17 protein-coding genes are annotated in these 23,736 nt (G+C 49.7%); 8 read left to right on the forward strand and 9 right to left on the reverse strand.

Annotated features, from left to right (window positions below; all coding sequences use genetic code 11):
• Positions 1-71 precede the first annotated feature (71 nt).
• Together LCH85_02425 and hisD are read right to left on the reverse strand one after the other, a co-directional pair.
• On the reverse strand, positions 72-1,082 hold the full coding sequence (locus tag LCH85_02425) for a hypothetical protein (GenBank protein ID MCA0350828.1): 1,011 nt from the start codon (positions 1,080-1,082) through the stop codon (positions 72-74).
• Positions 1,083-1,415: 333 nt separating this feature from the next.
• The gene (hisD, locus tag LCH85_02430) at positions 1,416-2,753 is read right to left on the reverse strand and encodes a histidinol dehydrogenase (protein MCA0350829.1); all 1,338 of its coding nucleotides are present in this window, start codon (positions 2,751-2,753) and stop codon (positions 1,416-1,418) included.
• Between the two features lie 300 nt (positions 2,754-3,053).
• Between hisD and LCH85_02435 the strand changes: the two genes are divergently transcribed.
• From LCH85_02435 to LCH85_02455, 5 genes are all read left to right on the forward strand, one after another.
• Positions 3,054-5,657, forward strand: coding sequence for a LuxR C-terminal-related transcriptional regulator (locus LCH85_02435; GenBank protein MCA0350830.1), 2,604 nt, complete (start codon positions 3,054-3,056; stop codon positions 5,655-5,657).
• A 122-nt stretch (positions 5,658-5,779) separates the two neighbouring features.
• Positions 5,780-6,745, forward strand: a complete 966-nt coding sequence (locus LCH85_02440; GenBank protein MCA0350831.1) for a DUF4386 domain-containing protein — start codon at positions 5,780-5,782, stop codon at positions 6,743-6,745.
• 142 nt (positions 6,746-6,887) lie between these two features.
• A complete protein-coding gene (locus LCH85_02445; protein ID MCA0350832.1) occupies positions 6,888-7,778 on the forward strand; it encodes a hypothetical protein in 891 nt (296 codons plus the stop codon).
• A 42-nt stretch (positions 7,779-7,820) separates the two neighbouring features.
• Positions 7,821-8,210, forward strand: a complete 390-nt coding sequence (locus LCH85_02450) for a DUF2493 domain-containing protein (protein ID MCA0350833.1) — start codon at positions 7,821-7,823, stop codon at positions 8,208-8,210.
• Between the two features lie 76 nt (positions 8,211-8,286).
• Positions 8,287-9,318, forward strand: coding sequence for an STAS domain-containing protein (locus LCH85_02455; GenBank protein ID MCA0350834.1), 1,032 nt, complete (start codon positions 8,287-8,289; stop codon positions 9,316-9,318).
• Positions 9,319-9,341: 23 nt separating this feature from the next.
• Here the strand turns inward: LCH85_02455 and LCH85_02460 are convergent, their stop codons facing one another.
• Positions 9,342-12,863: a S8 family serine peptidase gene (locus LCH85_02460; protein MCA0350835.1), complete on the reverse strand. Its 3,522-nt coding sequence runs from the start codon at positions 12,861-12,863 to the stop codon at positions 9,342-9,344.
• A gap of 73 nt (positions 12,864-12,936) precedes the next feature.
• Positions 12,937-16,485: a S8 family serine peptidase gene (locus LCH85_02465; protein ID MCA0350836.1), complete on the reverse strand. Its 3,549-nt coding sequence runs from the start codon at positions 16,483-16,485 to the stop codon at positions 12,937-12,939.
• Positions 16,486-16,777: 292 nt separating this feature from the next.
• Between LCH85_02465 and LCH85_02470 the strand changes: the two genes are divergently transcribed.
• Positions 16,778-17,173 (forward strand): SET domain-containing protein, encoded by a 396-nt coding sequence (locus LCH85_02470; GenBank protein ID MCA0350837.1) that lies wholly within the window; start codon positions 16,778-16,780, stop codon positions 17,171-17,173.
• Between the two features lie 42 nt (positions 17,174-17,215).
• Here the strand turns inward: LCH85_02470 and LCH85_02475 are convergent, their stop codons facing one another.
• The 3 genes from LCH85_02475 to mce form a co-directional block, all read right to left on the reverse strand.
• Positions 17,216-17,614: a hypothetical protein gene (locus LCH85_02475; protein MCA0350838.1), complete on the reverse strand. Its 399-nt coding sequence runs from the start codon at positions 17,612-17,614 to the stop codon at positions 17,216-17,218.
• A 167-nt stretch (positions 17,615-17,781) separates the two neighbouring features.
• Positions 17,782-19,065, reverse strand: a complete 1,284-nt coding sequence (locus LCH85_02480; protein MCA0350839.1) for a citrate synthase — start codon at positions 19,063-19,065, stop codon at positions 17,782-17,784.
• 140 nt (positions 19,066-19,205) lie between these two features.
• Positions 19,206-19,628 (reverse strand): methylmalonyl-CoA epimerase, encoded by a 423-nt coding sequence (mce, locus tag LCH85_02485; protein ID MCA0350840.1) that lies wholly within the window; start codon positions 19,626-19,628, stop codon positions 19,206-19,208.
• A 172-nt stretch (positions 19,629-19,800) separates the two neighbouring features.
• On the opposite strand from mce, the gene LCH85_02490 reads away from it, so the two are divergent.
• Both LCH85_02490 and LCH85_02495 read left to right on the forward strand, forming a co-directional pair.
• A complete protein-coding gene (locus LCH85_02490) occupies positions 19,801-20,352 on the forward strand; it encodes a TetR/AcrR family transcriptional regulator (protein MCA0350841.1) in 552 nt (183 codons plus the stop codon).
• Entirely contained in the window at positions 20,342-21,619 is a 1,278-nt protein-coding gene (locus tag LCH85_02495; protein MCA0350842.1) for an MFS transporter, read from the forward strand. Before LCH85_02490 ends, LCH85_02495 begins: the two co-directional genes overlap by 11 nt.
• 117 nt (positions 21,620-21,736) lie before the next feature.
• Here the strand turns inward: LCH85_02495 and LCH85_02500 are convergent, their stop codons facing one another.
• Both LCH85_02500 and hisS read right to left on the reverse strand, forming a co-directional pair.
• A complete protein-coding gene (locus LCH85_02500; GenBank protein MCA0350843.1) occupies positions 21,737-22,363 on the reverse strand; it encodes a lysophospholipid acyltransferase family protein in 627 nt (208 codons plus the stop codon).
• A 50-nt stretch (positions 22,364-22,413) separates the two neighbouring features.
• Complete coding sequence (gene hisS, locus LCH85_02505; protein MCA0350844.1) at positions 22,414-23,718, reverse strand: histidine--tRNA ligase; 1,305 nt, start codon at positions 23,716-23,718, stop codon at positions 22,414-22,416.
• Between the last annotated feature and the right edge of the window lie 18 nt (positions 23,719-23,736).

A 23,736-nucleotide genomic window follows, 5' to 3' on the forward strand; every position in this document is an offset into this window, starting at 1 on the left:
GGGCCTCTGTAAATAAACAAGCCCTAACATAAACATTAGTTCTTTTTATTTTTGGCTTCTGCCTTTTGATTTTAGTGCTGTTCTATGCGCTGATTATGGTTCGTCGGCAACATCTTGCGCAGCATGGCAAATGGTGAATTCGGCGAACGATAACGATTAGTCGAGAGTTGCCAATGCCAAGCGGCGGCAATTTGCTGTTGTAATCCAGCCAGATATGCCCGCGCTTGGTGATTATGTTGAGCATCAGCAAACCATTGCGCCTGATCCACAATCGCCTGAAATTCGCTAATCCACTGATTAATCAAGCGAATTGTTTGATCGACGGCTTGCTCAAAACTCAACTGTTGGGTATCGATCAGAATTCGGATGAGATTAAAGCGCGAGTCAAGCAGCACAACTTCTTTCTCATAAGAAAATAGATCATTCATAATCGCCGCAGCCAAACCCGCCAAATCGGTTGCTCGTTTGATTTGCGGATGGGCATACACTACTGGGCTGATCGCAATATCAAGGGCAAATTCAATCAGCAACATCGTTGGATACATGCCCGAATCGTGTAGACGGGTGCTGAGATAGCTTTCAAGCGCGGTGGGTTTGGGCTGCTTAAAGGCCATATTCGGCACACGAATCGCTTGAAAATGCTGCATCAACGACTCAACCAGCCGCTGGCGATACTCACGACTACTTAAATCGTGAAAATGGCGATGCAATTCTTGCCAAATCGGGTAAAGTCGATGAATTGGATCAGGCATTTGGCCATCAATAAAAATCTTGGCACAAGCAGCATACACTGCTGGAGTGGGATGATCGCCATACAACGGCACTTGGCGCTGATTCCGATCATACATATCATCAATATAAAACAGCGTGGCATTCAGCAAATCAATCGCCAGCAACCGCGCAAAGCTTGTCGTGGGAAAAAGATACGACGACATTGAGGTATATTGATCCATGCCTGGCAGATCAACAGCATAGACTGCGCAAATCGCTGCTGTACACTCCATGGATTGAGCTTGGAAGGGATTAATCTGAATTGGTTGGACGACCTGAAGATCAGGTAGGGAGAGATGTTGATTATCCATTGAAAATTCCATCAGAGCATTAGTATAATACGATTGATTATAGTAGATCTCCCCTCGCTTGCCTATGCCTAATCTTAACCATGACCAAAGCTCAATAAATTATTAAATTTGCGTGATCAATTGCGTGGTTGAAAAGCCGAAACTGGCTCAATGGCTAGATTCTAGCACCAGGCTCAGGCATCCAAGGTTAGTTGATTAAAACCTTAGAGCATTGTTTAACCACAAAAGAGTTTGAAATATGGCTAAAGGCTGAAGGCTATAGGCTATGATCGTTGGAATTCAAAAAAACATACAACCACCGAATATACCCCTATAGCCCAAAGCCTTTAGCCATTATTTTTGCTCTAAACGGCGGCGCACAGCAGCAGCATGAGCTGTCAAGCCTTCGGCCTCAGCCAAACGTTGAGCAACTGGGCCTAAACGTTGCAAGGCTTTTTCATTCAAGCCAACCAACGAAATAACTTTGCGAAAGTGATCAACATTAACGGGCGAGGCATAGCGAGCAGTACCGCCAGTGGGCATAATGTGCGATGGCCCAGCCACATAATCACCCAACACCTCAAACGACCGCTCACCAAGGAAAATGCCCCCAGCATTGCGAACCTTGCCCACATATTGCCAAGGATCATTGACTAATAAGCAGAGGTGCTCAGGTCCATAGGCATTACTCAAATCGAGCGCAACCTCTAATGAAGGCACAAGCACAATCCCTGAGCGGTTGGTTAGCGCCTGAGCAGTAATTTCAGCTCGTTCAAGTTCTTCGAGTTGGTGAGCCACAGCCGCTTGGACTTTTTCGGCCAATTCCAGCGAGGGCGTGAGCAAAATCGCCGAAGCCAGCAGATCATGTTCGGCCTGAGCCAGTAAGTCGGCGGCAACTAGCTCGGGGTTAGCATCAGCATCGGCAATCACCATAGTTTCGGTCGGGCCGGGCAAGGCTTCAATATCAACCGTGCCATACACCGCTTTTTTGGCCAACACCACAAATAAATTGCCTGGGCCAATGATTTTATCCACATGCGGTACGCTCTTCGTACCATAGGCCATGGCCGCAATTGCCTGCGCCCCACCCAAACGAAAAATCCGGTTTACTCCGGCAATATCAGCCGCCACCAAAACCAACGGCGAGATCTCGCCAGTATCGCGTTGCGGTGGCGAACACACAATAATTTCGCGCACCCCAGCAACTTTGGCCGGAATCACTCCCATCAACAACGATGATGGCAAGGGAGCCGTGCCGCCTGGCGCATACGCCCCAATCCGCTCCAGTGGCAGAACGATCTGACCTAAGGCACCCTCATCCGACCAATCAACCCAGCTTTGGCGGGTTTGCTTCCGGTGAAAACGCTCAATCTCGGCGGCGGAAACCCGCAAAGCCTCAATCAACAAGGGATCAAGTTGGCTATAGGCGGCTTCAATCGCCGAACGATCAACTTCAAATTGGCTTAATTCAACACCTTCGATTGTGCGGCTCCAGTGCTCCAAGGCCGCATCGCCATCGCGCCGCACACTGGCCAAAATCTGGTCAACCGCTGCGGCAGGCGTTGTACCAGCCCCGAACATGTGGTCAAGGCTTTGTTGCAAACGCTCAGGAATTTCGACTGTATCAAAGGCCACTCGCGCTAATGGTCCTTGTTGGGCTTGCGCAAGATCGGTATAAAGCTGAATTGGCATGCGTGCTCCATCTATCCAAAACCAACGAACTAGCAGCATGCTACCAAATTCAGCGTTGAGCGCAAATGGTGAGGTCAAGGGGGCAGTAGATAGGGACTAGGGGTCAGTTAATGTGTAACCGCGAAGATATGGCTATTGACGTTTGGCTATTGGCTTACAGAAGCATGAGAATCCCAACTAACTTCCGATAGACTATTGCCTACAGCCAATAGCCATACCATCTCCGCGCCTCCGCGTTAAAAATTCAATCTACGAAGGTTGTTGTTGACGCTAGCAACTCACGGCTTTTATAATGCAGCTATGCTAATTGCAATTCTAGCAACCAAACTAGCGATTCCCAGCCTGCGCATGCAGGGTGTACTGCGCTCACGGCTCAGCGTAAAACTTGAGCGTGGTTTGAACCAACGCCTTAGTTTGGTAGCTGCACCTGCTGGTTTTGGCAAAACCACCTTGCTCAGCACATGGCTTGAGCAAACCACCCACGCCAAAGCTTGGCTAACCCTCGATCCACGAGATAATGATCCATTGCGTTTTTTAAGTTATCTGGTGGCGGCGCTGCAAACCGTCGAGCCAGAAATTGGTCAAAGTGTCCAGCAGGCGCTCCAAGCAACGCAGCCAGTCGCCAGCGAAAATCTCTTAATCAGCCTGATCAACGAGCTACACCAGATTCGCCAACCAATTATTTTGGTATTCGATGATTACCATGTGATCGAGCAACAGGCGGTTGACGATATGCTCAATTTTTTGCTCGAACACCTGCCAACTAAGCTGCACCTTGTACTAGCTACTCGCGAAGATCCGCAAATACCGTTGGCGCGGCTGCGTGCTCGTGGCCAATTGAATGAAATTCGCGTAGCCGATTTGCGCTTTAGTTTGGCTGAAAGTGGCGAATTTTTGCGCAATGTTATGGGTTTGCAATTGCCCGAGCAAGCGATTGCCAGCCTCGAAGCCCGCACCGAAGGCTGGATTGCAGGTTTGCAACTAGCAGCGCTCTCACTGCAAGGCCAGCACGATCCCAGCAGCTTCATCGAAACCTTCAGCGGCCAACATCAATTTATCTTAGATTATTTGCTCGCAGAGGTTTTGCAGCACCAATCAGCCGAAATTCAAACATTTTTGGTGCAAACATCAATGCTTGAGCGCATGTGTGGGCCGTTGTGCGATGCCGTGTTAAACCAAACCACCAGCCAAGCCCTGCTCGAACAGATCGATCAGGCCAATTTATTTATCGTGGCGCTCGATCAACAGCGCTATTGGTATCGTTATCATCAATTATTTGGTGATTTACTGCGCCAACGCTTGTCCCAACAAGCCAATCCGCACGAGCTGGCAGGCTTGCATCAACGGGCGAGTGCTTGGTATCAACAGCAAGGCTTATTGCTTGAAGCTTTTCAGCATGCCACTGTCGCCCACGATTATCAACAGGCCGAGCGATTAATGGAGCAAATGCCGCTACATTCGAACGGCAATGTCTCGGCGATGCTGAATTGGCTAGCTGGATTACCCACCAGCGTGCTTGATCAACAACCATCGTTGTGGGTACGGTTTGCAGCAATTTTATTAGTGCTTGGCCAGACCAGCGGGGTTGAGCCAAAATTGCAAGCTGCCGAACGCGGATTACAATTCCTACCAGCAAATCTGCGCAACCGTGATTTACTGGGCCAAATCGCCGCCGCCCGTGCAACCCTAGCGCTCACTCAATATCAGATTGAGGCGATTATTCAGCAAGCTCAGCGAGCATTCGAATATCTACATCCGCAGAATTTGCCGTTTCGAGCGACCGCCAATTGGGCTTTGGCCTACGCCTACCAAGTGCGCGGCGAGCGTCAAAACACCAATGCAGCGCTGACCGCTGCGATCAACTTTAGCCAACAATCAAACGATACCTTTACCCTGATTTTGGCTTCGATTGGTATGGGTCAGCTTCAGGAGAGCAATCTTGAGTTGCATCGGGCCGCCGCAACCTATCGCCACGTTTTACAATTGGCGGGTGAGCAACCACAGCAAATCATCTCCGAAGCACATTTGGGCTTAGCACGAATTCATTATCAATGGAATGATTTGGCCACGGCTGAACAACATGCCCAGCAAAGCTTGCAACTAGCCAGGCAATATGAGCAAGGCATCGATCGTTTTATTATGGGTGAATTGATGTTGGCCCAACTTAAATTAGCTCGCAACGATTACGCAGGTGCAAAACGACTGATCGATCAAACTGAACAATTGGCACGCCAGCAATATTTTAGTGCTCGTTTTGGCGATATTAGCTATTGGCGAATTCAACTGCTGTTGCGCCAAGCCAAATTCACTGCCGCCAACCAACTGGCCACCGAGCATCAACTATTAATCTGCCAAGCCCAAATTGCCTTAGCCCAAGCCAAATCAGCCACAGCAATTGCTTTGCTAGAGCCATTGCAGCAACAAGCCCAAAACTGGCCTGATCAACTCTTACAAATCGCTTTACTGTTGGCCTTAGCTTATGCCGCCCAGCAACAGCCTGAATCTGCTCTGGCAGAACTCAAACAGGCTATAGCGCTGGCTGAACCACATCAATTACTCCGTAGTTTGCTTGATCATGGGTCGGCAATCCAGCAACTGTTGCAATTGGCAGTTGATCATGGTTTCGATTCGCCATTAATCAAGCAAGCATTAATTGAATTTGCCAAGCACCAGCCCTCAGTACAGATGCAAACCCACACCCTTGAGCGTTTGAGTGAGCGCGAACTCGAAGTTTTGCAGCAAATTGCAACAGGATTGACCGACCGCGAAATTGGCGAACGCTTGTATCTCTCGATCTATACCGTCAAAGTGCATGCCCGCAACATTTATGCCAAACTCGAAGTCAGCAATCGCACCCAAGCGGTTGCTCGCGCCCGCACGCTAGGCCTGCTACCCCATAACTAAATTTCAAACTACTCAGAAAATTGAGCTACCTCGCTGAATAACTCGTTTGAGGTATGACAGGCTGCTCGCCAAATTGTATGCTGCTGGCAGTTGTAGCACGACCCAATCAAGCGAGCGAATAAATGGCAAATCAAAGCAACAGCTATCAAATTCAGATCAAAGGCCAACTTGACCAGCGCTGGGCTGAATGGTTCGAGGGCTTAGCCATCAGCCAAACGGCGCAAGGCGACACGCTGCTCAGCGGCGTAATCGTCGATCAAGCAGCGTTATATCGGATCTTGCGCAAAATTCGCGATTTAGGCTTGCCATTGATTGCCGTCGTGCCACGCAACCAATCGATCCAGCCTGCAGAAGGAGCACATGCTATGCAAAACCAGCGTCGTAACGCCATCCTGATTGGGATTTACTTTATTTTGGCCGCTGTAACCTCGATTATTGGCTTGATTATGTACGGACCATTGCTCAACCAAAGCGATTATTTGGTTGCTGGTGCAGCCAATGGCAACCAAATTGTTTTTGCTGCGGTCATGGAATTAAGCTTAGTGGTCTCAATGGTTGGTACAGCCGTAACCATGTTTCCGATCTTACGTCAATATAGTGAACGGATTGCTTTGGCTCATTTGTGTTTTCGCTTCTTCGAAGCAGTTGTGATTATGATCGGGATCACCAGTATGTTGGCATTGCTGACCCTCAGCCGTGAATTTAGCAGCGCCACTGCCCCTGATCAGCAAAGCTATCGCGTGGTCGGCACTGCATTAATTGCCATCCACGATTGGACATTCATGATCGGGCCAAATTTCATGCTTGGCATCAACACGCTGATGTATAGCTACATTTTCTATCGCACTCGCTTGATCCCGCGTCCCATCGCAATTATTGGGCTGATTGGATCAAGTTCAATTTTTCTTGCATCATTGTTGGAGCTATTCGGGGTGATCGAGCAACTTTCGACCTGGGGTGCAATTTTGGCGATTCCAGTTGCTTTGACCGAAATGAGCTTGGCAATCTGGTTGATTATCAAAGGATTCAACGCCAACCCAACGATCAAGCAACCCAGTTCAAACCAATTTGTGCTCAGCAATCACTAAAATACAAACATCCGGCAAGCTTGCAATAAAAAACAAGCTTGCCGAAATTTCAATTAAGCTTGGCGAAACTAATTAGTGCTTCCTACGTAATGAGCCAAAAAGCTATACTATAATAGTTGGTGTCTTGCAGAAAGGAGCTTTTATGACCAGCCAACGCCGAATTCGCATATCCCCACGGCAAATTATTGCTGTGATCATTGCGCTTGTGGGCGTGCTGCTGCTGAATGCTTCGTGGCGCACGATTGCGCCTGGTTCAGTTGGCATTGCCTTTAATCGCGCTAATAATACAATTACCGCCTACCGTGAGCCTGGTTGGGTTTTGGTTAACCCATTTACCACCACAGTCTACGATTACCCCGCTACGCTTCAAACCTATGTAATGGTGCAAAAAGCCGATGAAGGCCCAGTGTATGGCGACGATTCAATTAAAGTTCAATCGCGCGAGTCGCAACAACTCAACCTTGATGTAGCAATTCAATATCGTGTTGATACCAATGGCATCAACAACCTCTACACCGATTGGGGCGGTCAACCAATTGGAACAATCGAAGAACAAGTTGTGCGCCAGCAAAGCCGTTCAGCCTTGACCATGATCGCCAGCACCTATGGCTGGGAAGAATTGAGTGGCGAGAAACGTGCCGATGTGGCCGACCAAGTTCAAGCCCATCTAACCAAGGTTTTTGCCCAACGCCATTTAATTCTCGAAGATTTTGTGATTCGCGAAGTACATGTGCCTGAGCATCTCAAGGCTGCGCTTGATAACAAAATTGAGCGCCAACAAGCGGTCGAACAGCAACAATACGCCTTCGAACGAGCACAAATTATTGCTGAACAGCAGAGCATCGAAGCTGAAGGCCAAGCCAACGTCAACCGTGCAACCGCTCAAGGCGATAGCGATTCCCTCATGATTCGAGCACAATCACAAGCCAAAGCCAACCAAATTCTTTCGGCGAGCCTAACCGAAGCCCTAATTAAATATCAATTAATCGAACGTTGGGATGGCCAAGTTCCATTGAGCCTGAATGATGAATAGTCAACTTAGGCTTGGTTCTAGAATTACAAGGAGCAAGCTCATTTGGCGCAACATAGCGAGGAAAAAATGCGGGTGGTGGTTGCGGGAGCAGTCGCATGGAATAATACCATAGCGATCGAGGCTGAACTAAAAAGTTTAGCGAGCGATACAATCGTCATCCATGGTGATTCACCAGGTTGCGATATGCTTGCTGGTCACATTGCTGCAACGTTGGGGCTAACCGTTGTTCGTATGACCAAAACCCGTGGAGATACGCTCCGTTACCCCGGCGAAGCGTGGAAGGGATTAAATGAGCGAATGCTTGCCAGTGGTGCAACACTGGTGCTCATATTTCACCCAGAGATTACCCAAAGCCGTGGTTCGCGTCATTTAGCAGAGCTTGCCGTTGCCGCGACTATTCCGCTACGGATTATCACAGGAGCAGCGAGTTAATCGTGCTTGCACTCAGGCACAAAACTCGGTATGCTTAAGCCGATTCTCCCCTTCCAACGGCAAAGGTAGGTGCGCAATGTCGCAACCCACAGAGCAAGCGCTGGTCACCAAACGCCTGAAAACCACGGTTTACTGGCTACTCGGCGGTTCACTCATCTCGATGTTTTTGTACATGGTGTTAGGCGATTGGATCGCCGTCGGCAGCTTTGCGGTTACTAGTGGGTTGTTAGGCGCAGCCTATTGGCTCATCCTTCGCCAGCATAATCAATCAGCGGTCGTGCTAATGAACATGGCTGCGTTGTGTTTGGTGATTGTTGGCTCATTTCGCTTTTTCACCTTGCTCTCAATTGCCACGGTTACGATTATTTCGATTGTGCTTGTACTGCCGTTCGTCGATAGTCGGCGGCTACTAGGCATTTGTGGCTTAGCATGGGTTGTTAGCATCATCAGCATCACCAATCGGTTGCGGATCGATCAATTTCCGTGGTCGGAAATGCCTGTGCGAGTTTCACTCAACTCGCTCTCAATTTTAGTCGTGATGGGTTTGCTTTGGCAAATTCATCGCCAACTAACCAATAGCCTGCAAGCCAGCGAACGCTCGAACCAAGCTTTACGTACTAGCCAACAATCGCTTGAACAGCAGGTTGAGCAGCGCACCGCTGCCCTGCAAAAAGCCCTGCAAGAGGTGCAAGCTCAAGCCGATAGCCAAGCAGTGTTGGCCCAACAACTGGCTGAGCAGCAAACCACCATTCGCAGCCTGAGTGTGCCAATTTTGCCAATTACCCAGCATAGTTTGGTTGTACCATTAATTGGCGATTTGGATGCAGAACGCTTGGGCACGCTGGTTGAGCAAATTTTAACCAACCTCAAAAGCCAACGTACCCGCCACTTGATTCTCGATGTAACTGGTGTGCCAACCTTGGATCGTGATGCTGGCCATAGTTTGCTCAAGGTAAGCAACGCCGCCCGTTTGTTGGGAGCCAAAACTACATTAATTGGCGTGCGGCCTGATGTGGCCGAAATGCTGGTGAGCATTGGGCTTGATTTACGCTCAATTGGCAGCGAAAAAGATTTACAAAGCGTGGTGCATACGCTGGTCAATAATTAGCAGCTTTGCACCACACTGCCAATTTAGCGCTGCTGCCAAACCAATGGCACGTAGATCGAACGGGTTCCACTAACATTAATCAACCGGATTGCGCTAATTGAGCCGACCGCATTGCTGACGGTTAGCCGAATTTGATAATTGCCAGCCTGCTGATAGCGATGTTCAACTGCTGCGCCGCTAGCAAACGTTCCATCGCCAAAATCCCAAGCATATTGCACTCCAGTGGGATCGCTGGCAAGGGTTGCGGTAAAACTACCAGTGCTCAGGGCTGGCAATTCGGTCGGTCCTGCCACAGCCAGATTGGTCGGTTGGCATTGCCAAACATCTGTTTTAAACACTAAGCGATAGCCTAAGGCCAAACTGACATCCTGCCCACCAGTTTGATCAGCAACATTCAACTGCCAAACCCCTTGTGCTTGATCACCATACAAATAATTGAGCGATTCTTGCGGACGATAGCGTCCGCTAAATGGAGCCGATGTTTCATTTACCAGCGTAATTGATTGTTCGGCGCTACTATCAAAGATGGTTCGAGTAAAATTGACTCCACTGCCGCCATCCTCTTCAGCCAAAATCAAGGTCTTGCCATTGGGAGCCAACAAGCGAATCGCCAAATCAGAAACAAAGGGATGTTCAACGGTTATTTCTACATCAAGATCGGCAATAATCAGCGCTTGGTTTAGGCTGATTGGCAAATTCACGCCGCTTGGCTGATTATCGGGCACGCTGATACTTGGCCCTTGATAGGCCAAGGTGGTTGAAATGGGGTTGCTCAAATAACGCCCAACAGAATAACGGCTATCAGAATTGAGCGGCGTGGCGTTGGCTGCCGTAATGCGCTGTTGCAACACAATTGGGCTACCACAGCTTTGAGCCAACGGCACAGTAATCACATAGCGTTGACCTTGGCTGGTGGTGTTGCTGGCAATATTGCCATAATTCACGCTAGCGCTGCTAATCGTCACGTTACCGCTAAGCACACTTAATTCGCCAACCACAGCCTCAGCCGTGCTAGCCCCAGCATTATGAATAGGAATTGTAATTTCGACTGTTTCACCAGGATCAATCACGCCATTCGCATTGCCCGTTTGATCATCGATTACACTGAGATCGGGCTTGAGCAATACACCTGATGTTGCACTCGCGTTATAGACCACCAAGGCAAAATCCTGATCAGTCGGATCAGTATTGTTTGGTATGCCATCACCATTAATTGCTGTTGCTAAAACCCGAATCTCAAGTTGGCCACTTAGCCCAGCTGGCAAAAATATGTTTTCTACATTATTGCGAACATCAGCACTGCCGCCGCTAACTGAAAACGCCCCATCGAACACATTGCCACGATAGCTCTGGCCATTGATGGTGACCTCAAGATCAAGGTTGTTGATATAGGCCGCGCCCGTGGTGCTGCCAGGTGCATCAGTCCAGACCAAGGAAATTTGCACAGGCTTGCTGGTATCGGTCACTGTCGCAGTAAATTGATAGCTTGTGCCCGATTCAGTTAATGGCGTGATTTGATCGTACAAAATGCGGCTGGTTTGATCAAACGTTTGGCCTAGATTAAGCCCGCCCCAACCTTGGTGATTTGTTGGTAAAGTTCCCCCAGCATCAACCGCTGGAGCTGCTAAATAGCGTGGGGTATTGACCAAGACAGCCTTGATCATGGCTGGGCTAGGAATTCGATTTGGTTTCCAAACTCGCCCATAGTATTCATAGACCAATGAGGCCGCTCCGGCCACTGCTGGCGTTGCATGGCTTGTGCCGCTCGACCAGGTATAAAGCGTTTGGTTAGCAGGATAATACATAGGTAAACCACAAACACTCAAGCCATGAAACCCCGATGCTTGCGATGCTCCGGCTTGAACGTGAATACCCGGCGCGACCAAATCAGGCTTGGCCCGCTGATCAAGGGTGGGGCCACGCGAAGAAAATTGGGCAAGATCATCGGCATTATCAGCAGTTGCCCAATTACAACGATCAACCACGCCTTGATCGCGCACATTCTCGGTCGCTCCAACCGTCAAAACATTTTTAGCAGTAGCAGGAGCGCCCAAGGTTGCTAAACTTGGGCCAGAATTTCCCGCCGCCACAATATGCAACATCTCTTGATTGCCAAAGTTCTGCGGAGAAGCATCGCGGGTCATAGCATCGTAGGCTTGGGAAGTAGCGCTATAATCGGAGCTACTACCAGCGCCCCAACTATTGCTGGTGATGTGTGCGCCCGAAGCATAACTCGCGGCCACGATGCCTTGCACCTGATCATAACAACGCGCCAAACTGTGTCGCCCACCACGGGTAAAAATTTTGGTGGCTGCCAAACGCCCATATGGCGAAACCCCCAAACCAAACTGGTAGCCATTGGCATCCTCATAGGGAAAGCCCGCTGCGGCATTATAGCCTCCGACAATCCCTACATTTAACGAGCCATGACCACCATAATCGTCGCCCAAGGCATCACTTGTACAATTATTGATATAGCTAATGCGCGGGGCAGCCTGTGGATTGCCCAAATAATATCCATCAGGATGCAAACCTTGGGTCAACAAACCTGCATCAAGCCCGCTATCAACGATATCAACAATTGGATAAGCAGCAGGATCAGTTGGAAAGCCTTTACTCGCCAACCACGCCAAATACCCAGGCCCACTTGGCTCGATCTTGCCATTCTGTTGCACAATGTTGCCAGCCATAATTTGGTTTTGAGCTTCATCAAGCATTTCAGGCGCAACCCATGGCTCAAGGTTGTAAATATCTGGTCGTTGCGCCAGTGTATGCAATGCTGCGACTGGTAGTTGCGCCGATAGCGTTTTGAATCGCAAGATCGTGCTGGGTTGCCAGTAAATTTGGCTAGCCTGCTGTTGAATCAAGGCCAAGGTTTGTTCAGCCTGCGCTCCGTTATGATATTGAATTGTTACGTCAAGCAACTGTTGATCAGCCACGCGCAAATCACGCAAACTTGGCGCAAGTCGATACATTGGATGATAAGCCCCAGTCCATTGAATAATTGGGCTGGTTGTCGCAAGCTGATCAAGCGCTGCTAACTCGGCAGCGTCGCCCCAGACCAAAAAGCCATTTTGGGGCATTGCAATGCTAATTTCAAGGCCGATTGCGGTTAATTGTTCTAACCATTGATCTTTGACTGGACCAATAAACTGTACCAACCAATATTGCTCGCCAGCACTGCGCGTTTGACGCAAATGCTGGGGAATATTTAGCTCAGTTTGGGCTTGGCGAGTGTCCAGCGTCAGCCCACGCAACGCAAGTTGATCAAAATCAGGCCGTGCAAAATTCAATACAGCGCTATCTAAACGGGCAAGCTGTTGATCGGGCACTTGCCACAAACTCATGCTCGGATATTCGACTAATAAACGACCGCCTGCTTGTTGCACTTGTTGGCGTTGGTTATTGGCGCTTTGGGGCAGCAACAATTTGGTCTGTCCCAAGGCCGAATGCGCCATCGCCCCGGTGGCAATCGGCGCTTGATTGGGATACAAACCCAGCCCAACCAGCAGCAATAGCAGGATTAAAGGCCGTAACTTAGGCATATGCTATTCTCCAGCACTACGAAGGAGCCTTGGCAAGGCTCCTTCGTAGCAGCATTAATATTTTCAGACAGCATTAGGGTTGCTTGACGACCAATGGCAGATAATAATGAAACTGCTGATCGATCGTAATCTGATGGGTTGCCGTGGTAGTACCAAGCGCATTGGTCGCAGTGACAGCCACGGTATACGTGCCATTGGAGCTATAGGCGTGGCTTACGCTTGCACCGTTGGCCTGCTGACCATCGCCAAAGTCCCATTGATATTCGACTCCGATCGGAGCGCTGGCTAAGCTTGCCGCCAAATTAACTGGCTGATTGATCAGGCCGTGAGCTGGCCCACTAATGCTTAGGCCACTTGGCTGACACTGATAAGCGGCGCTAGCAAAATCAAGGCTAAAGCCAACAAACGTTCCGCTATCATCTTCGGTATCATCATTGATCTGTAGCGTCCAAATCCCTTGGCTATTGTGGCCATTGAAACGACTGAGTGGTTCTTCAGGCCGATAGCGCCCAGTAAACGGTGCATCGCTGGCTTGAACTGCCGTAATAAATTGGGTTGCTTGATCATCAAATTCGGTATTGATGAAGTGATCGCCGCCAAAACCATTATCGTTAGTCAAATTGATCGCCGTGCCATCGGGTGCAATCAAGGCAACATCTAAATCGGCAACATAGCCATGGCGAATATTGATCAATACATTCAGATCGGCAATTGTCAGTGACTGACTGACGCTCAACGGAACTGTTACATATTCAAATGGATCATCAGGAATACCAATGCTTGTGCCGCTATAGCTCACACGGGTTGGGCTTGAAAGAATCGCTGAGCCAGCCACAAAGCTAAAATCTTGCGCAACAGTTTGGCCATTGTTGAAGCTCACGGTCTGGCGCAAGAGCATCTGTGCGCCACATCCAGCCGATACGGGCATACTGATGCGATAGGCTTGGGTTGCCGTGACGGTTGTGGATGGTTCAATTAAGCCATATTGCACGGTCGGGTTGCTAATTGTCAGTGTGCCCGATAAGACTTGCAAACTTGCCTGAACTGCCGTGGCGTTGGCATTCCCATGATTGGTCAAAGGAATCGCCAAATCGAGCGTTTCACCTGGCTCGATCAAGCCATTAGCATTGCCGATTACCGCTGAAAGTATCGGAGCCTCAGCTTGAAGATGGGCAGCGGGAGTCGTTGTGGCATTGTAGACTACCAAGGCAAAATCTTGGTCGGTCGCATCAGCATTATTCGGAATACCGTCGCCATTCAGCGCAGTTGCAATCACCTTGACCTGAATTTGGCCGCTCATCCCAGCCGGCAAGAAGATGTTTTCAACATTATTGCGAGCATCAGCAGTCCCGCCACTAACCGAGAAAGCGCCATCAAACACATTGCCGCGATAGGTTTGGCCATTGATCAACACTTCGAGATCAAGATCGTTGACATAGGCCGCGCCAGTCGTGCTCCCAGGCGCATCGCTCCAAACCAACGAGAGCCGCAAAGGCTTGCTGCTATCGCTGATGGTTGCGCTCAATTGATATCCTTCACCAGATTCCTGCAAATGCACCAGTTGATCTTCGACAATCTGCGGCGTACCATCGACCAAAGCTTGTAGATTAACTGCACCCCAACCTTGGTGGATAGTTGGTAAATTGCCGCCCGCTCGTTCAGCAGGAGCTGCTAGATAGCGTGGGCTATTGAGCAACAACGCTTTGAGCATGGCCGGGCTTGCACTGCGCCCAGGGTTGAGCACCCGCCCATAATATTCGCTGGCCAAGGCTGCTGCACCCGCTACTGCCGGGGCCGCAACGCTCGTACCACTTGACCAAGTATAGGTAGTTTGGCCTGCGGGGTAGAAAACTGGGTCAAAGGAGCAAAACGAGCTACCATCATAGCCTGGGTTTTGCGAGGCTTGAGCTTGAATATGAATCCCAGGAGCTAGCAAATCAGGTTTGATCCGTTGATCAGCAGTTGGGCCAGCCGCCGAAAACGCCGCAATATCAGCAGCATTATCGGCAACGTCATAACCACAAATATCAGCAATTCCATGGTCGCGCACGCTCTCGGTCGCGCCAACAGCCAGCACATTTTTGGCGCTTGCAGGCGAATCAACCGATTGCTCGCTGTGGCTATTGCCGACTGCAAAGACATGCAACATCTCTTGGTTGCCAGCGGTCGTGCTGCTAGCATCGCGGGTTAGCGCATCGTAGGCTTGAGCCGCCGAATCATAGAGGCCTTCGTCACTATCCATACCCCAACTATTGTTGGTAATCGTCGCACCTGTGGCAAAACCGGCCCCAACCAAGCCTTGATAATTTTTGCCACAATTATTTAGCTCAAACGGGCCACCATCACGAATAACTTGGGTTATCGCCAGCCGACCATAGGGTGCAACTCCCAAGCCCAAGCTATAACCAGCAGCATCAACATAGGGTGCACCAGTTTGGGCATTATAGCCAGCAATAATCCCCGCATTGAGCGTGCCATGACCATCAACATCGCTAGTATCAGGGTTGCGCGTGCAATTATTCATCGCCACAATTCGGCTTGGGTTGGCAGTGCTGCCCAATTGATAAAAATCTGGACTCAAGCCAGTGGTCGGTGAGCCTTGATCGAGCCCACTATCAACCAGATTCACAATCGGATAATCGGCAGGATCGGTCGAAAAGCCTTTGCTCGCCAGCCAAGCCAAATAACCTGGGCCACTTGGCTCATGAGCTTGACTATTAACATCGACCGTAATATTGCCAGCAACCAATTGATTTTGAACTTCATCCAGCAACTCAGGAGCCGACCATGGCTCAAGGTTATACAACGCCGGATGCTGAACTAATTCGGCAACCACCGAAGTAGGCAACTGCACCGAAAGGTTGATAAAGTTCAAAACCTTACTTGGCTCAAGATAAACGCTGGTTGCCTGGGCTAAAATTGCCTTGATTAGTTCATTGGAACCGCTCCCAGAATGCAACTGAAGCGTCACATCCAATCCATTAGAGTTGACAGCCGTTAATTGGGCTTGCAAGGCAGGGGCAATCCGATAGGCTGGATGATATGGGCCAGCCCATTGCACAAACGAATCGGCTTCAACCAAGCGATCAAGCAAGGCTAAACTTGCGCCATCACCCCAAACCAAAAAACCATTTTGAGGCATGGCCACGCTGATCTCAAGCCCAAGCGCGGTTAATTGCTCAAGCCATGCAGTTTTGGTCGGCCCAACAAATTGCACCAACCAATATTGGCCTGCGTTGCTACGGGTTTGGCGCAAGGCGCTTGGTACTGCGGCTTGGCCTTGTTGGGTATTAATCGTCGTATTGCGCAAATAGATTAAATCAAAGTCGGGGCGAGTTTGAATTGCTTGAGCATCGGCGATGGAAAGTCTTTCAAGCTGCGTTGTCGGCACTTGCCACAACGAGAAATGCTCATAGGTTTGCAACAATTGGGCTTGATTTGCCAACAAACGGCTTTGGGTAGCCGAGGCAGTATTGGCCAGCAGAATTTTCGTGGTTGCCGCATTCGACTGATCGGGCGCTGCGGCATTGATCACTGGAGTAAGCGGCGAACGGTTTGTACTGATGAGCGTGGCAAAAAGCAAGCCGCTCAGCAGCAAGCGACTTAGGCGAAAACGATTCATGATGTCCCCACACAACGTAATCTTGGAATGCCAGAGAGCCTTTAAATCAAAAAAAGCAACCCTTACGGTTGCTGTCATAGCATGCTTACGCTTCAGCGTTGCCTTCTTATTTTTAGAATATTGCTCAGACCGAGGGTATTGTAGCATAGCGATTAAGCAGCTTTTAGCATGCTATGCTAAATTGTGCCTAAGTATTAAGCATTGGTTTTTGGTCAAATTGCCCAACGCCCGGCGCTTGTCCAAATTTCTGCTATGATCGCGCTAATTCAACCAAGCTCACGAAGGAAGATCTATGCTGCTCGTTGCTAGCTACCTTGCCCCAAGCACCATCCATGGCATCGGCGTTTTCGCGGCCAACTTTATTCCAGCCAATACAATTATTTGGGAGTTTAATTCAGCAGTCGATTGGCGCATGAGCGCCGATGACGTTGCAGCGTTTCCCGAACCCTATCGCAGCGCCTTCACCGCCTATATTTATGTTGATGATGAAGGATATTATGTGCTGTGTGGTGATAATGCCCGCTATTTCAATCATTCAGCAACGCCCAATTGCGACGATGCGGGAGCCTATACCCGCACCTTGCGCGATATCCAGGCAGGCGAGGAATTGACCTGCGATTATTTTGTGTTCGATGAAATTACCCGCCAGCATGGGCTTGAGGTCACGAGTTTTGTACGTGTTGATTAATTGAAGTTAACAAGCTGCCTGAACGTCGCAGGCAGCTTTCAGTTAGTTTAGCGCCAAACCGCGCCGCACACCCAGCAAATAGATCGCAAACAGCAGTACCATCACACTATCGATGGCGATGGCGATGCCTGCTTGTTGGCTGAGATAGCGCGAACCTTGAGCCAAAACCAGGCCGATAAATACCAACTTGCTGCTGCCAGCAATCAGCAAAATCAACGGGCGCTGAGCCACATTCCAAGCCCCATACAGCAATAAAATCCCAATCAGCGTAATCAATGCACCCCAATTACGCACCACTACTTCAACCAATGGCCCACTCATGGTCTCGCCAAAGGTCGATTGCAAGGCCGATTGTGGATCAATTGCCGCCATGATCATCGAGCATGTCAACAACCCCGAAACCAGCATAATCCACTTCATGGTGTGCATAATCCAGCGCATATATTACCTCACACAACGCAACAACTAGGCAGCTATGATAGCATGGTTTAGCACAGCGCTTAACAAACTTAACTACTTGTTTTCGACTAAATTGACAGGTTAATCAACGAACGCCCGCTGGAGCAAACTCCAAGCGGGCGTTACGATCACCGTATTCAAGCGCAGATTTAGCCGCGTTTTTCGACTGGGACGAAATCGCGAGCATCATAACCAGTGTAAATCTGGCGTGGGCGAGCGATTGAAGTTTCCTTGTCGTTATGCATTTCATCCCACTGGGCCAACCAACCGACCGTGCGGGGAATAGCAAACAGCACTGGGAACATATCAACAGGGAATTTCATTGCTTGGTAAATAATGCCCGTGTAGAAATCGACATTGGGGTATAGCTTGCGTGAGACAAAATAATCGTCTTCGAGCGCAATCTTTTCAAGTTCCAAGGCAATGTCGATCATTGGGTTGCGCCCAACGACTTCAAACACATCGTAGGCCAGCTTCTTGACGATCGCAGCGCGAGGATCGTAGTTCTTGTAGACGCGATGGCCAAAGCCCATCAACAAGACTTCACGATCTTTGACGCGGCGGATGTAATCGGCAACATTGCTGGCGGAACCGATTTCTTGCAACATGCGCAGCACTTGCTCGTTTGCGCCACCATGCAGCGGGCCATACAAGGCTGCCGCAGCCCCAGCCATCGCTGAATAGGGATCGACGTTTGAGCTACCAACTGAGCGCATGGCATTCGTACCACAGTTTTGCTCGTGGTCGGCATGCAAAACGAACAAGACATCCAAGGCTTTTTCCATAATTGGGTCTGGAATGTATGGATCAGCTCGTTGGAACATCATTTTCAAGAAGTTGCCAGTATAGCTCAACGAGTTATCGGGGTAAACGTAGGGCAAGCCCATGCGTTTGCGATAGGCATAGGCCGAGATCGTTGGCACTTTAGCAATCAAACGAGCAATCTGCAAGCGGCGCATTGCTGGATCTTTGATGTTTTTGGCTTGAGGATAAAAGGTTGACATCGCACTCAACGTGCTAATCAACATCCCCATGGGATGCGCATCAAAGTGAAAACCATCCATCAACTTCTTGATGTTTTCGTGCACCATTGTGCGGTGGGTAATTTCATGGACCCATGCATCAAGTTGCGGTTTGGTTGGCAATTCACCATTGAGAATCAAGTAGGCGGTTTCGAGGTAGCTGCTGCTATCAGCCAATTGCTCAATTGGGTAGCCGCGATAGCGCAGAATCCCTGCGTCGCCGTCGATATAGGTAATTGAGCTGCGGCATGATGAGGTGTTATTGAAGCCTGGGTCGTGGGTCATCAGCCCAAAATCTTCGGCATCTGCTTTGATCTGACGTAAGTCGAGGGCGCGGATGGTGCCATCGACGATGGGCAATTCGTAAGTTTTCCCAGTACGATTATCGGTGATCGTCAAGCTGTTAGTCACCAGCGACCTCCTAAAAGCTTAGAACAAAAAATGAGGCGACATTGCCCCAAAAATCCTGATTGGTTTGTCATTGTAACATAAGCTTGAGCCTATTCGTTGCTTAAATAGACCATCATGACGCACTATGTTGGCACACTGCGTTAGACTGTCGCTTTGGGATGTTCAACCAATTCAGTTAACACACCATGCAAGGCTTTGGGGTGAATAAAGGCAATCCGAGTTCCATGAATTCCAGGTCGTGCCTGGTGATCGATCAAGCGCACACCTTGGGCCTGCAAAGTTTCTAACGCATGATCAATATCTTCGACAGTGTAGGCCACATGATGAATACCCTCGCCGCGCTCAGCCAAAAATTTAGCAAAGGCTGCATCAGGGCTGGTTGGGGCAATCAATTCGAGTAATGTGCCACCAACCTGACCCACCGCAACCCGCATATGCCGTTCCGGCATCTCGATAATTTCCCAAGCGTCAAGCGCGAGTTGCTGGCGATAGCTGGCAATCGCTTGATCAAGATCATGCACAGCCAAGCCCAAATGATCAACTCGCGTGAGCAATCGCTCCATTGCATCCTCACAAACACGTCCAAAAATCATCATTTGAATTAAGTGTAACGCTTCCACAATCAAACGTAAAGGCTTAGCTATGCGCTAAAATCATAGCTGGATTAATGTAATCCTTGACAACCGTCTGTCTGGACGGTATGATACCGTCTATCTGGACGGTTTGGAGTTTTACATGACGAAGAAAGATCCCCAAGCCACCAAAGCCAAGCTTTTGCATGCCTTGATTGGTGTGATTATGCGTGATGGCGCGGCCAACGTAACCCTAGAAGTGATTGCCAAAGCAGCCAGCGTAAGCAAAGGCGGCTTGTTGCATCATTTTCCAACCAAGGAGAGCTTATTTCAAGGCTTGCTGGATCTCGCCAAACAGGCTTGGGAAACATGTTTAGCCGGAGAATTGGCCAAAGAATCGCCTGACATGGCTGGCTATTGGTGTCGAGCCTACGTGCATGCCAGCTTCAGTCAACCACCGGAAGATATTCAAATGCTGCACGCGGTGCGGCGGGTGGTCGCAATCTATCCTGAGTTATTTGATTATTGGCGCGAGACCTATGTGCAAACCACCCCAGCACCAGCCGATGATGGCTTAACCCTTGGGCGTTCGCTCACCATTCAACTGGCCTGCGATAGCCTATGGTTCAGCGAACTAATTGGTTTGCCAATTATTTCAGCGGCGGCCCAACAGGCGCTTTACGATGAATTATTGAGGTTAACCTATGAGCCTTGATACGCTCAAACCCACAACGACCAACCCAATCGAAAACTGGAGCCAGATTGTTTGGAAGCCACGCTTTTTCGCCATTTGGCTGGGCCAAGCTAGCTCATTGGTTGGCAGTGCCTTGACCCAATTTGTATTAATTTGGTGGATCACCCAAACCGTCGGCACGGCCCAAGCCTTATCGCTCGCTGGAATGATGGCCTTACTGCCACAAGCAGTATTTGGGCCAATCGGCGGCATCATCGCCGATCGCTGGAATCGCCGCCTGATTATGATTAGCAGTGACCTAATTTCAGCCATCAGCATGATTATTTTGATTGGGCTTTTTGCGACCGAGCAGATTCAGCTTTGGCATATTTACACGCTGATGTTTGTGCGCAGCACGATGCAGGCCTTTCAAAGCCCCGCCGCAACCGCCAGCACCAGCCAACTTGTACCGCCCGATTGGCTAACTCGCGCAGCTGGCATGAACCAGATTATTTTGGGTTTGATGAGTGTGGCGGCGGCTCCACTTGGCGCATTGGCGATGAGCTTATTCTCATTAGAAGGCGCATTGATGATCGATGTGGTCACCGCGCTGCTAGCAATTACGCCATTATTGTTCTATAAAGTTCCCCAAACCCGCCAAGCTGCCGAGGATCAAGCCAGCATGTGGCACGATTTTCGCAGCGGCTTCAGCATGATTCTGCACCATCGCGGCTTAACTTTAATGTATGGATTAACCTTGTTGATGGTGGCGGTGTTGATTCCAACCTTCGTTTTGACTCCATTGCTGATTCAGCAAGAATTTGGCGGCGGGGTTGAGCGGGTTGCTTTGATGGAAGGTATGGGCGGTTTGGGCATGTTGATCGGTGGGCTGATGATCAGCATCATGCAGTTTTCCATGCGCCGAATTGTCTTGGTGTTGGTGATGTTTGCGCTCTCGTCAGCGATGGTTGGCTTAGCCGGGCTTGTGCCTAGCTCGCTGTTTTGGGTCGCCGTGGTTTTATGGTTTATCAGCGGTGTAACCTATACCATCGGCAATGCGCCAATCATTGCGATTGTGCAAACGATTGTGCCCAACCAGATGCAAGGGCGTGCCCTCTCACTCTATTCAACCATGATTGGCTTGGCTGGACCGCTGACCTTGCCCCTGACTGGGCCACTCAGCGAATTGATTGGCATTCGCATGATTTTTATTGGCGGTGGATTTATTGCCGCCTTGGTGTGCTGTTTGGCGTTTCTATCGTCCAGCATTTTGCGCATTGAGCAAACGCCAATTACCACCGATCATTAATCATAATCCTTGTGTCCGACTCAGGCGGGAAGGCAGGGGCTTGTAGTTCCCTGCCTTAACTTAATTGCATAGCTTATGCCGCATTACATCATTGCTAAAACTTCGAGCACTTGGATTTTACTCAGCTTTGGGGGCTTTAATTTGCACTGTTCCCTGTTTTTCAGGGAAGCGCCCAATCGACATGCGCTCGTAAAATTCACGTAATACGGCAAAATCAGCATCGATATCACCCGTTGGATAAAGCATCGGGCCAAAGCCAAGCACTTTACGCTCGTAGTTGATATAGCTCATGCCAATTGGAATTTTGGCATTCAGCGCAATATAGTAAAAGCCTGTTTTCCAATGATCGGTTGCTTTGCGCGTGCCCTCAGGCGCAACCACCAACACCAATGTTTCGTGGCGCTCGATCTCATCAACCACCTGTTGGACTGCGTTGTAAGTTTTATCGCGACGAATCGGAATCCCACCCAGCCAGCGCATCAAGGTTTTGAAGGGAAAGCGAAATAGCGAATGCTTGCCAATCCAATAGATTCGCAGTTGCTGGGATAATGTTGCCAACAACATCACCGCAAAATCCCAATTGGAGGTGTGATAGGCTCCAATCGCAATCCATTTTGGTTCGGTTGGCACAGTGCCTTCAACCTTCCAACCAACCAATTTGAGCACCAGTTGGGCCAGCCAACGCAACGGACGGCCAGGTTGTAACGAAAGTCGAGATGGACGAAAGCCACGAAATCGCTTCATTGATGGTTCCTGTTGGGGCGGTGAGGGTTCAACTCAGCGCCAAAGTTGGATTATTGGGCCGCTTTGATCGCCGCCACGATAGCATCACGCGCCACAGCTTGTTGCTCACCAGTGCGCAAATCTTTGAGTTGCACCACACCTGCCGCCAAATCATCGGGGCCAAGCACCAAGGCAAAGTTTGCACCCTTGCGATCAGCCTCTTTGAATTGGTTGGCAATTTTGACTGGGCTATAGGCGGTCAACACGCTCAAGCCAGCTGCCCGCAATTCGCCCGCCAAACGCAAGCTTTCGCTTTGAAAATCGCCAGCAAACAAGGTGACATAGGCATCGATTGTGCGTTCTGGGCGTGGCCCCATATTAAGTTCAAGCATCAAATCAAACAAGCGTTCAAGCCCAAAAGCACAGCCAACCGTCGGCAATGAGCGTTTGCTAAACATACCCACCAAATTATCGTAGCGCCCACCGCCCAATAACGAACCCATCGGCGGCGAATCGAGCACGGCCTCGAATACACAGCCCGTATAGTAGGATAAGCCGCGAGCCAAGCTGGGGGCAATCGTAAAACTATCGGCTGGTACACCAAAGCTCGTCAATACATCGCAGATGGTACGCAAGGCGGCAACTGCTGCTAAGGCTGGCGGATCGTTGGCTAACACACTTTCCATTTCGGACAGCACAGCCTCGATTGAGCCACTAATCCCGACGAAGTGCAACACGCGTTCGGCTGCCTCGGCACTCACGCCACTTTTGAGCAATTCGTTGCGCACGCCATCGTTGCCAATTTTATCGAGCTTATCGATCGCGCGATATACTCCACCCGCTTCGTTTTCGGGCACACCCGCTACCCGCGCCAACCCACTCAAAATTTCGCGGTGATTGAGCAAGACTTTTGCGCCAGTAAAGCCTAAAGCTCGCAAGCCTTCAACCACCACCGCCACAATTTCAGCATCAGCAATTGGGCTATCTACCCCAACAATATCAGCATCAAGCTGCCAAAATTCGCGGTAGCGACCACGGGCTTGGCGTTCGCCGCGATACGATTGGCCGAGTGCATAGCGTTTGAAGGGCATAGTTAATTTGCCTTCGTTTTGGGCCACCACCCGCGCCAAGGGCACAGTTTGGTCGTAACGCAAGGTCAACGCATCATCGCCATATTTCAAACGATACAGCAATTTTTCTTCATCACCGATTTTGCCTTCCAGCGTTTCAGAATATTCAACAATCGGCGTTGAAAGCGGCTCAAAGCCATAACGCTCTAAAATACCAATCAAGGTATCGGTGATAAAACGCCGCAAGCGCATAGCTTCGGGCAAGTGATCGCGCATGCCTTTGTAGGCACGAGGAGTAATTGGCATAATTTTATCCTTATCCAA

Source organism: Chloroflexota bacterium (genome assembly GCA_020161265.1).
Taxonomy (GTDB): domain Bacteria; phylum Chloroflexota; class Chloroflexia; order Chloroflexales; family Herpetosiphonaceae; genus Herpetosiphon.

What these genes read in the sequence shown, in the direction of transcription:
- LCH85_02460 (MCA0350835.1), bottom strand. Translation starts at nt 12,863, where the DNA reads ATGCCTAAGTTACGGCCTTTAATCCTGCTATTGCTGCTGGTTGGGCTG.
- LCH85_02425 (MCA0350828.1), bottom strand. Translation starts at nt 1,082, where the DNA reads ATGGATAATCAACATCTCTCCCTACCTGATCTTCAGGTCGTCCAACCA.
- LCH85_02470 (MCA0350837.1), top strand. Translation starts at nt 16,778, where the DNA reads ATGCTGCTCGTTGCTAGCTACCTTGCCCCAAGCACCATCCATGGCATC.
- LCH85_02445 (MCA0350832.1), top strand. Translation starts at nt 6,888, where the DNA reads ATGACCAGCCAACGCCGAATTCGCATATCCCCACGGCAAATTATTGCT.
- LCH85_02490 (MCA0350841.1), top strand. Translation starts at nt 19,801, where the DNA reads ATGACGAAGAAAGATCCCCAAGCCACCAAAGCCAAGCTTTTGCATGCC.
- LCH85_02495 (MCA0350842.1), top strand. Translation starts at nt 20,342, where the DNA reads ATGAGCCTTGATACGCTCAAACCCACAACGACCAACCCAATCGAAAAC.
- hisD (MCA0350829.1), bottom strand. Translation starts at nt 2,753, where the DNA reads ATGCCAATTCAGCTTTATACCGATCTTGCGCAAGCCCAACAAGGACCA.
- LCH85_02435 (MCA0350830.1), top strand. Translation starts at nt 3,054, where the DNA reads ATGCTAATTGCAATTCTAGCAACCAAACTAGCGATTCCCAGCCTGCGC.
- LCH85_02475 (MCA0350838.1), bottom strand. Translation starts at nt 17,614, where the DNA reads ATGCGCTGGATTATGCACACCATGAAGTGGATTATGCTGGTTTCGGGG.
- LCH85_02440 (MCA0350831.1), top strand. Translation starts at nt 5,780, where the DNA reads ATGGCAAATCAAAGCAACAGCTATCAAATTCAGATCAAAGGCCAACTT.
- LCH85_02465 (MCA0350836.1), bottom strand. Translation starts at nt 16,485, where the DNA reads ATGAATCGTTTTCGCCTAAGTCGCTTGCTGCTGAGCGGCTTGCTTTTT.
- hisS (MCA0350844.1), bottom strand. Translation starts at nt 23,718, where the DNA reads ATGCCAATTACTCCTCGTGCCTACAAAGGCATGCGCGATCACTTGCCC.
- LCH85_02500 (MCA0350843.1), bottom strand. Translation starts at nt 22,363, where the DNA reads ATGAAGCGATTTCGTGGCTTTCGTCCATCTCGACTTTCGTTACAACCT.
- mce (MCA0350840.1), bottom strand. Translation starts at nt 19,628, where the DNA reads ATGGAGCGATTGCTCACGCGAGTTGATCATTTGGGCTTGGCTGTGCAT.
- LCH85_02455 (MCA0350834.1), top strand. Translation starts at nt 8,287, where the DNA reads ATGTCGCAACCCACAGAGCAAGCGCTGGTCACCAAACGCCTGAAAACC.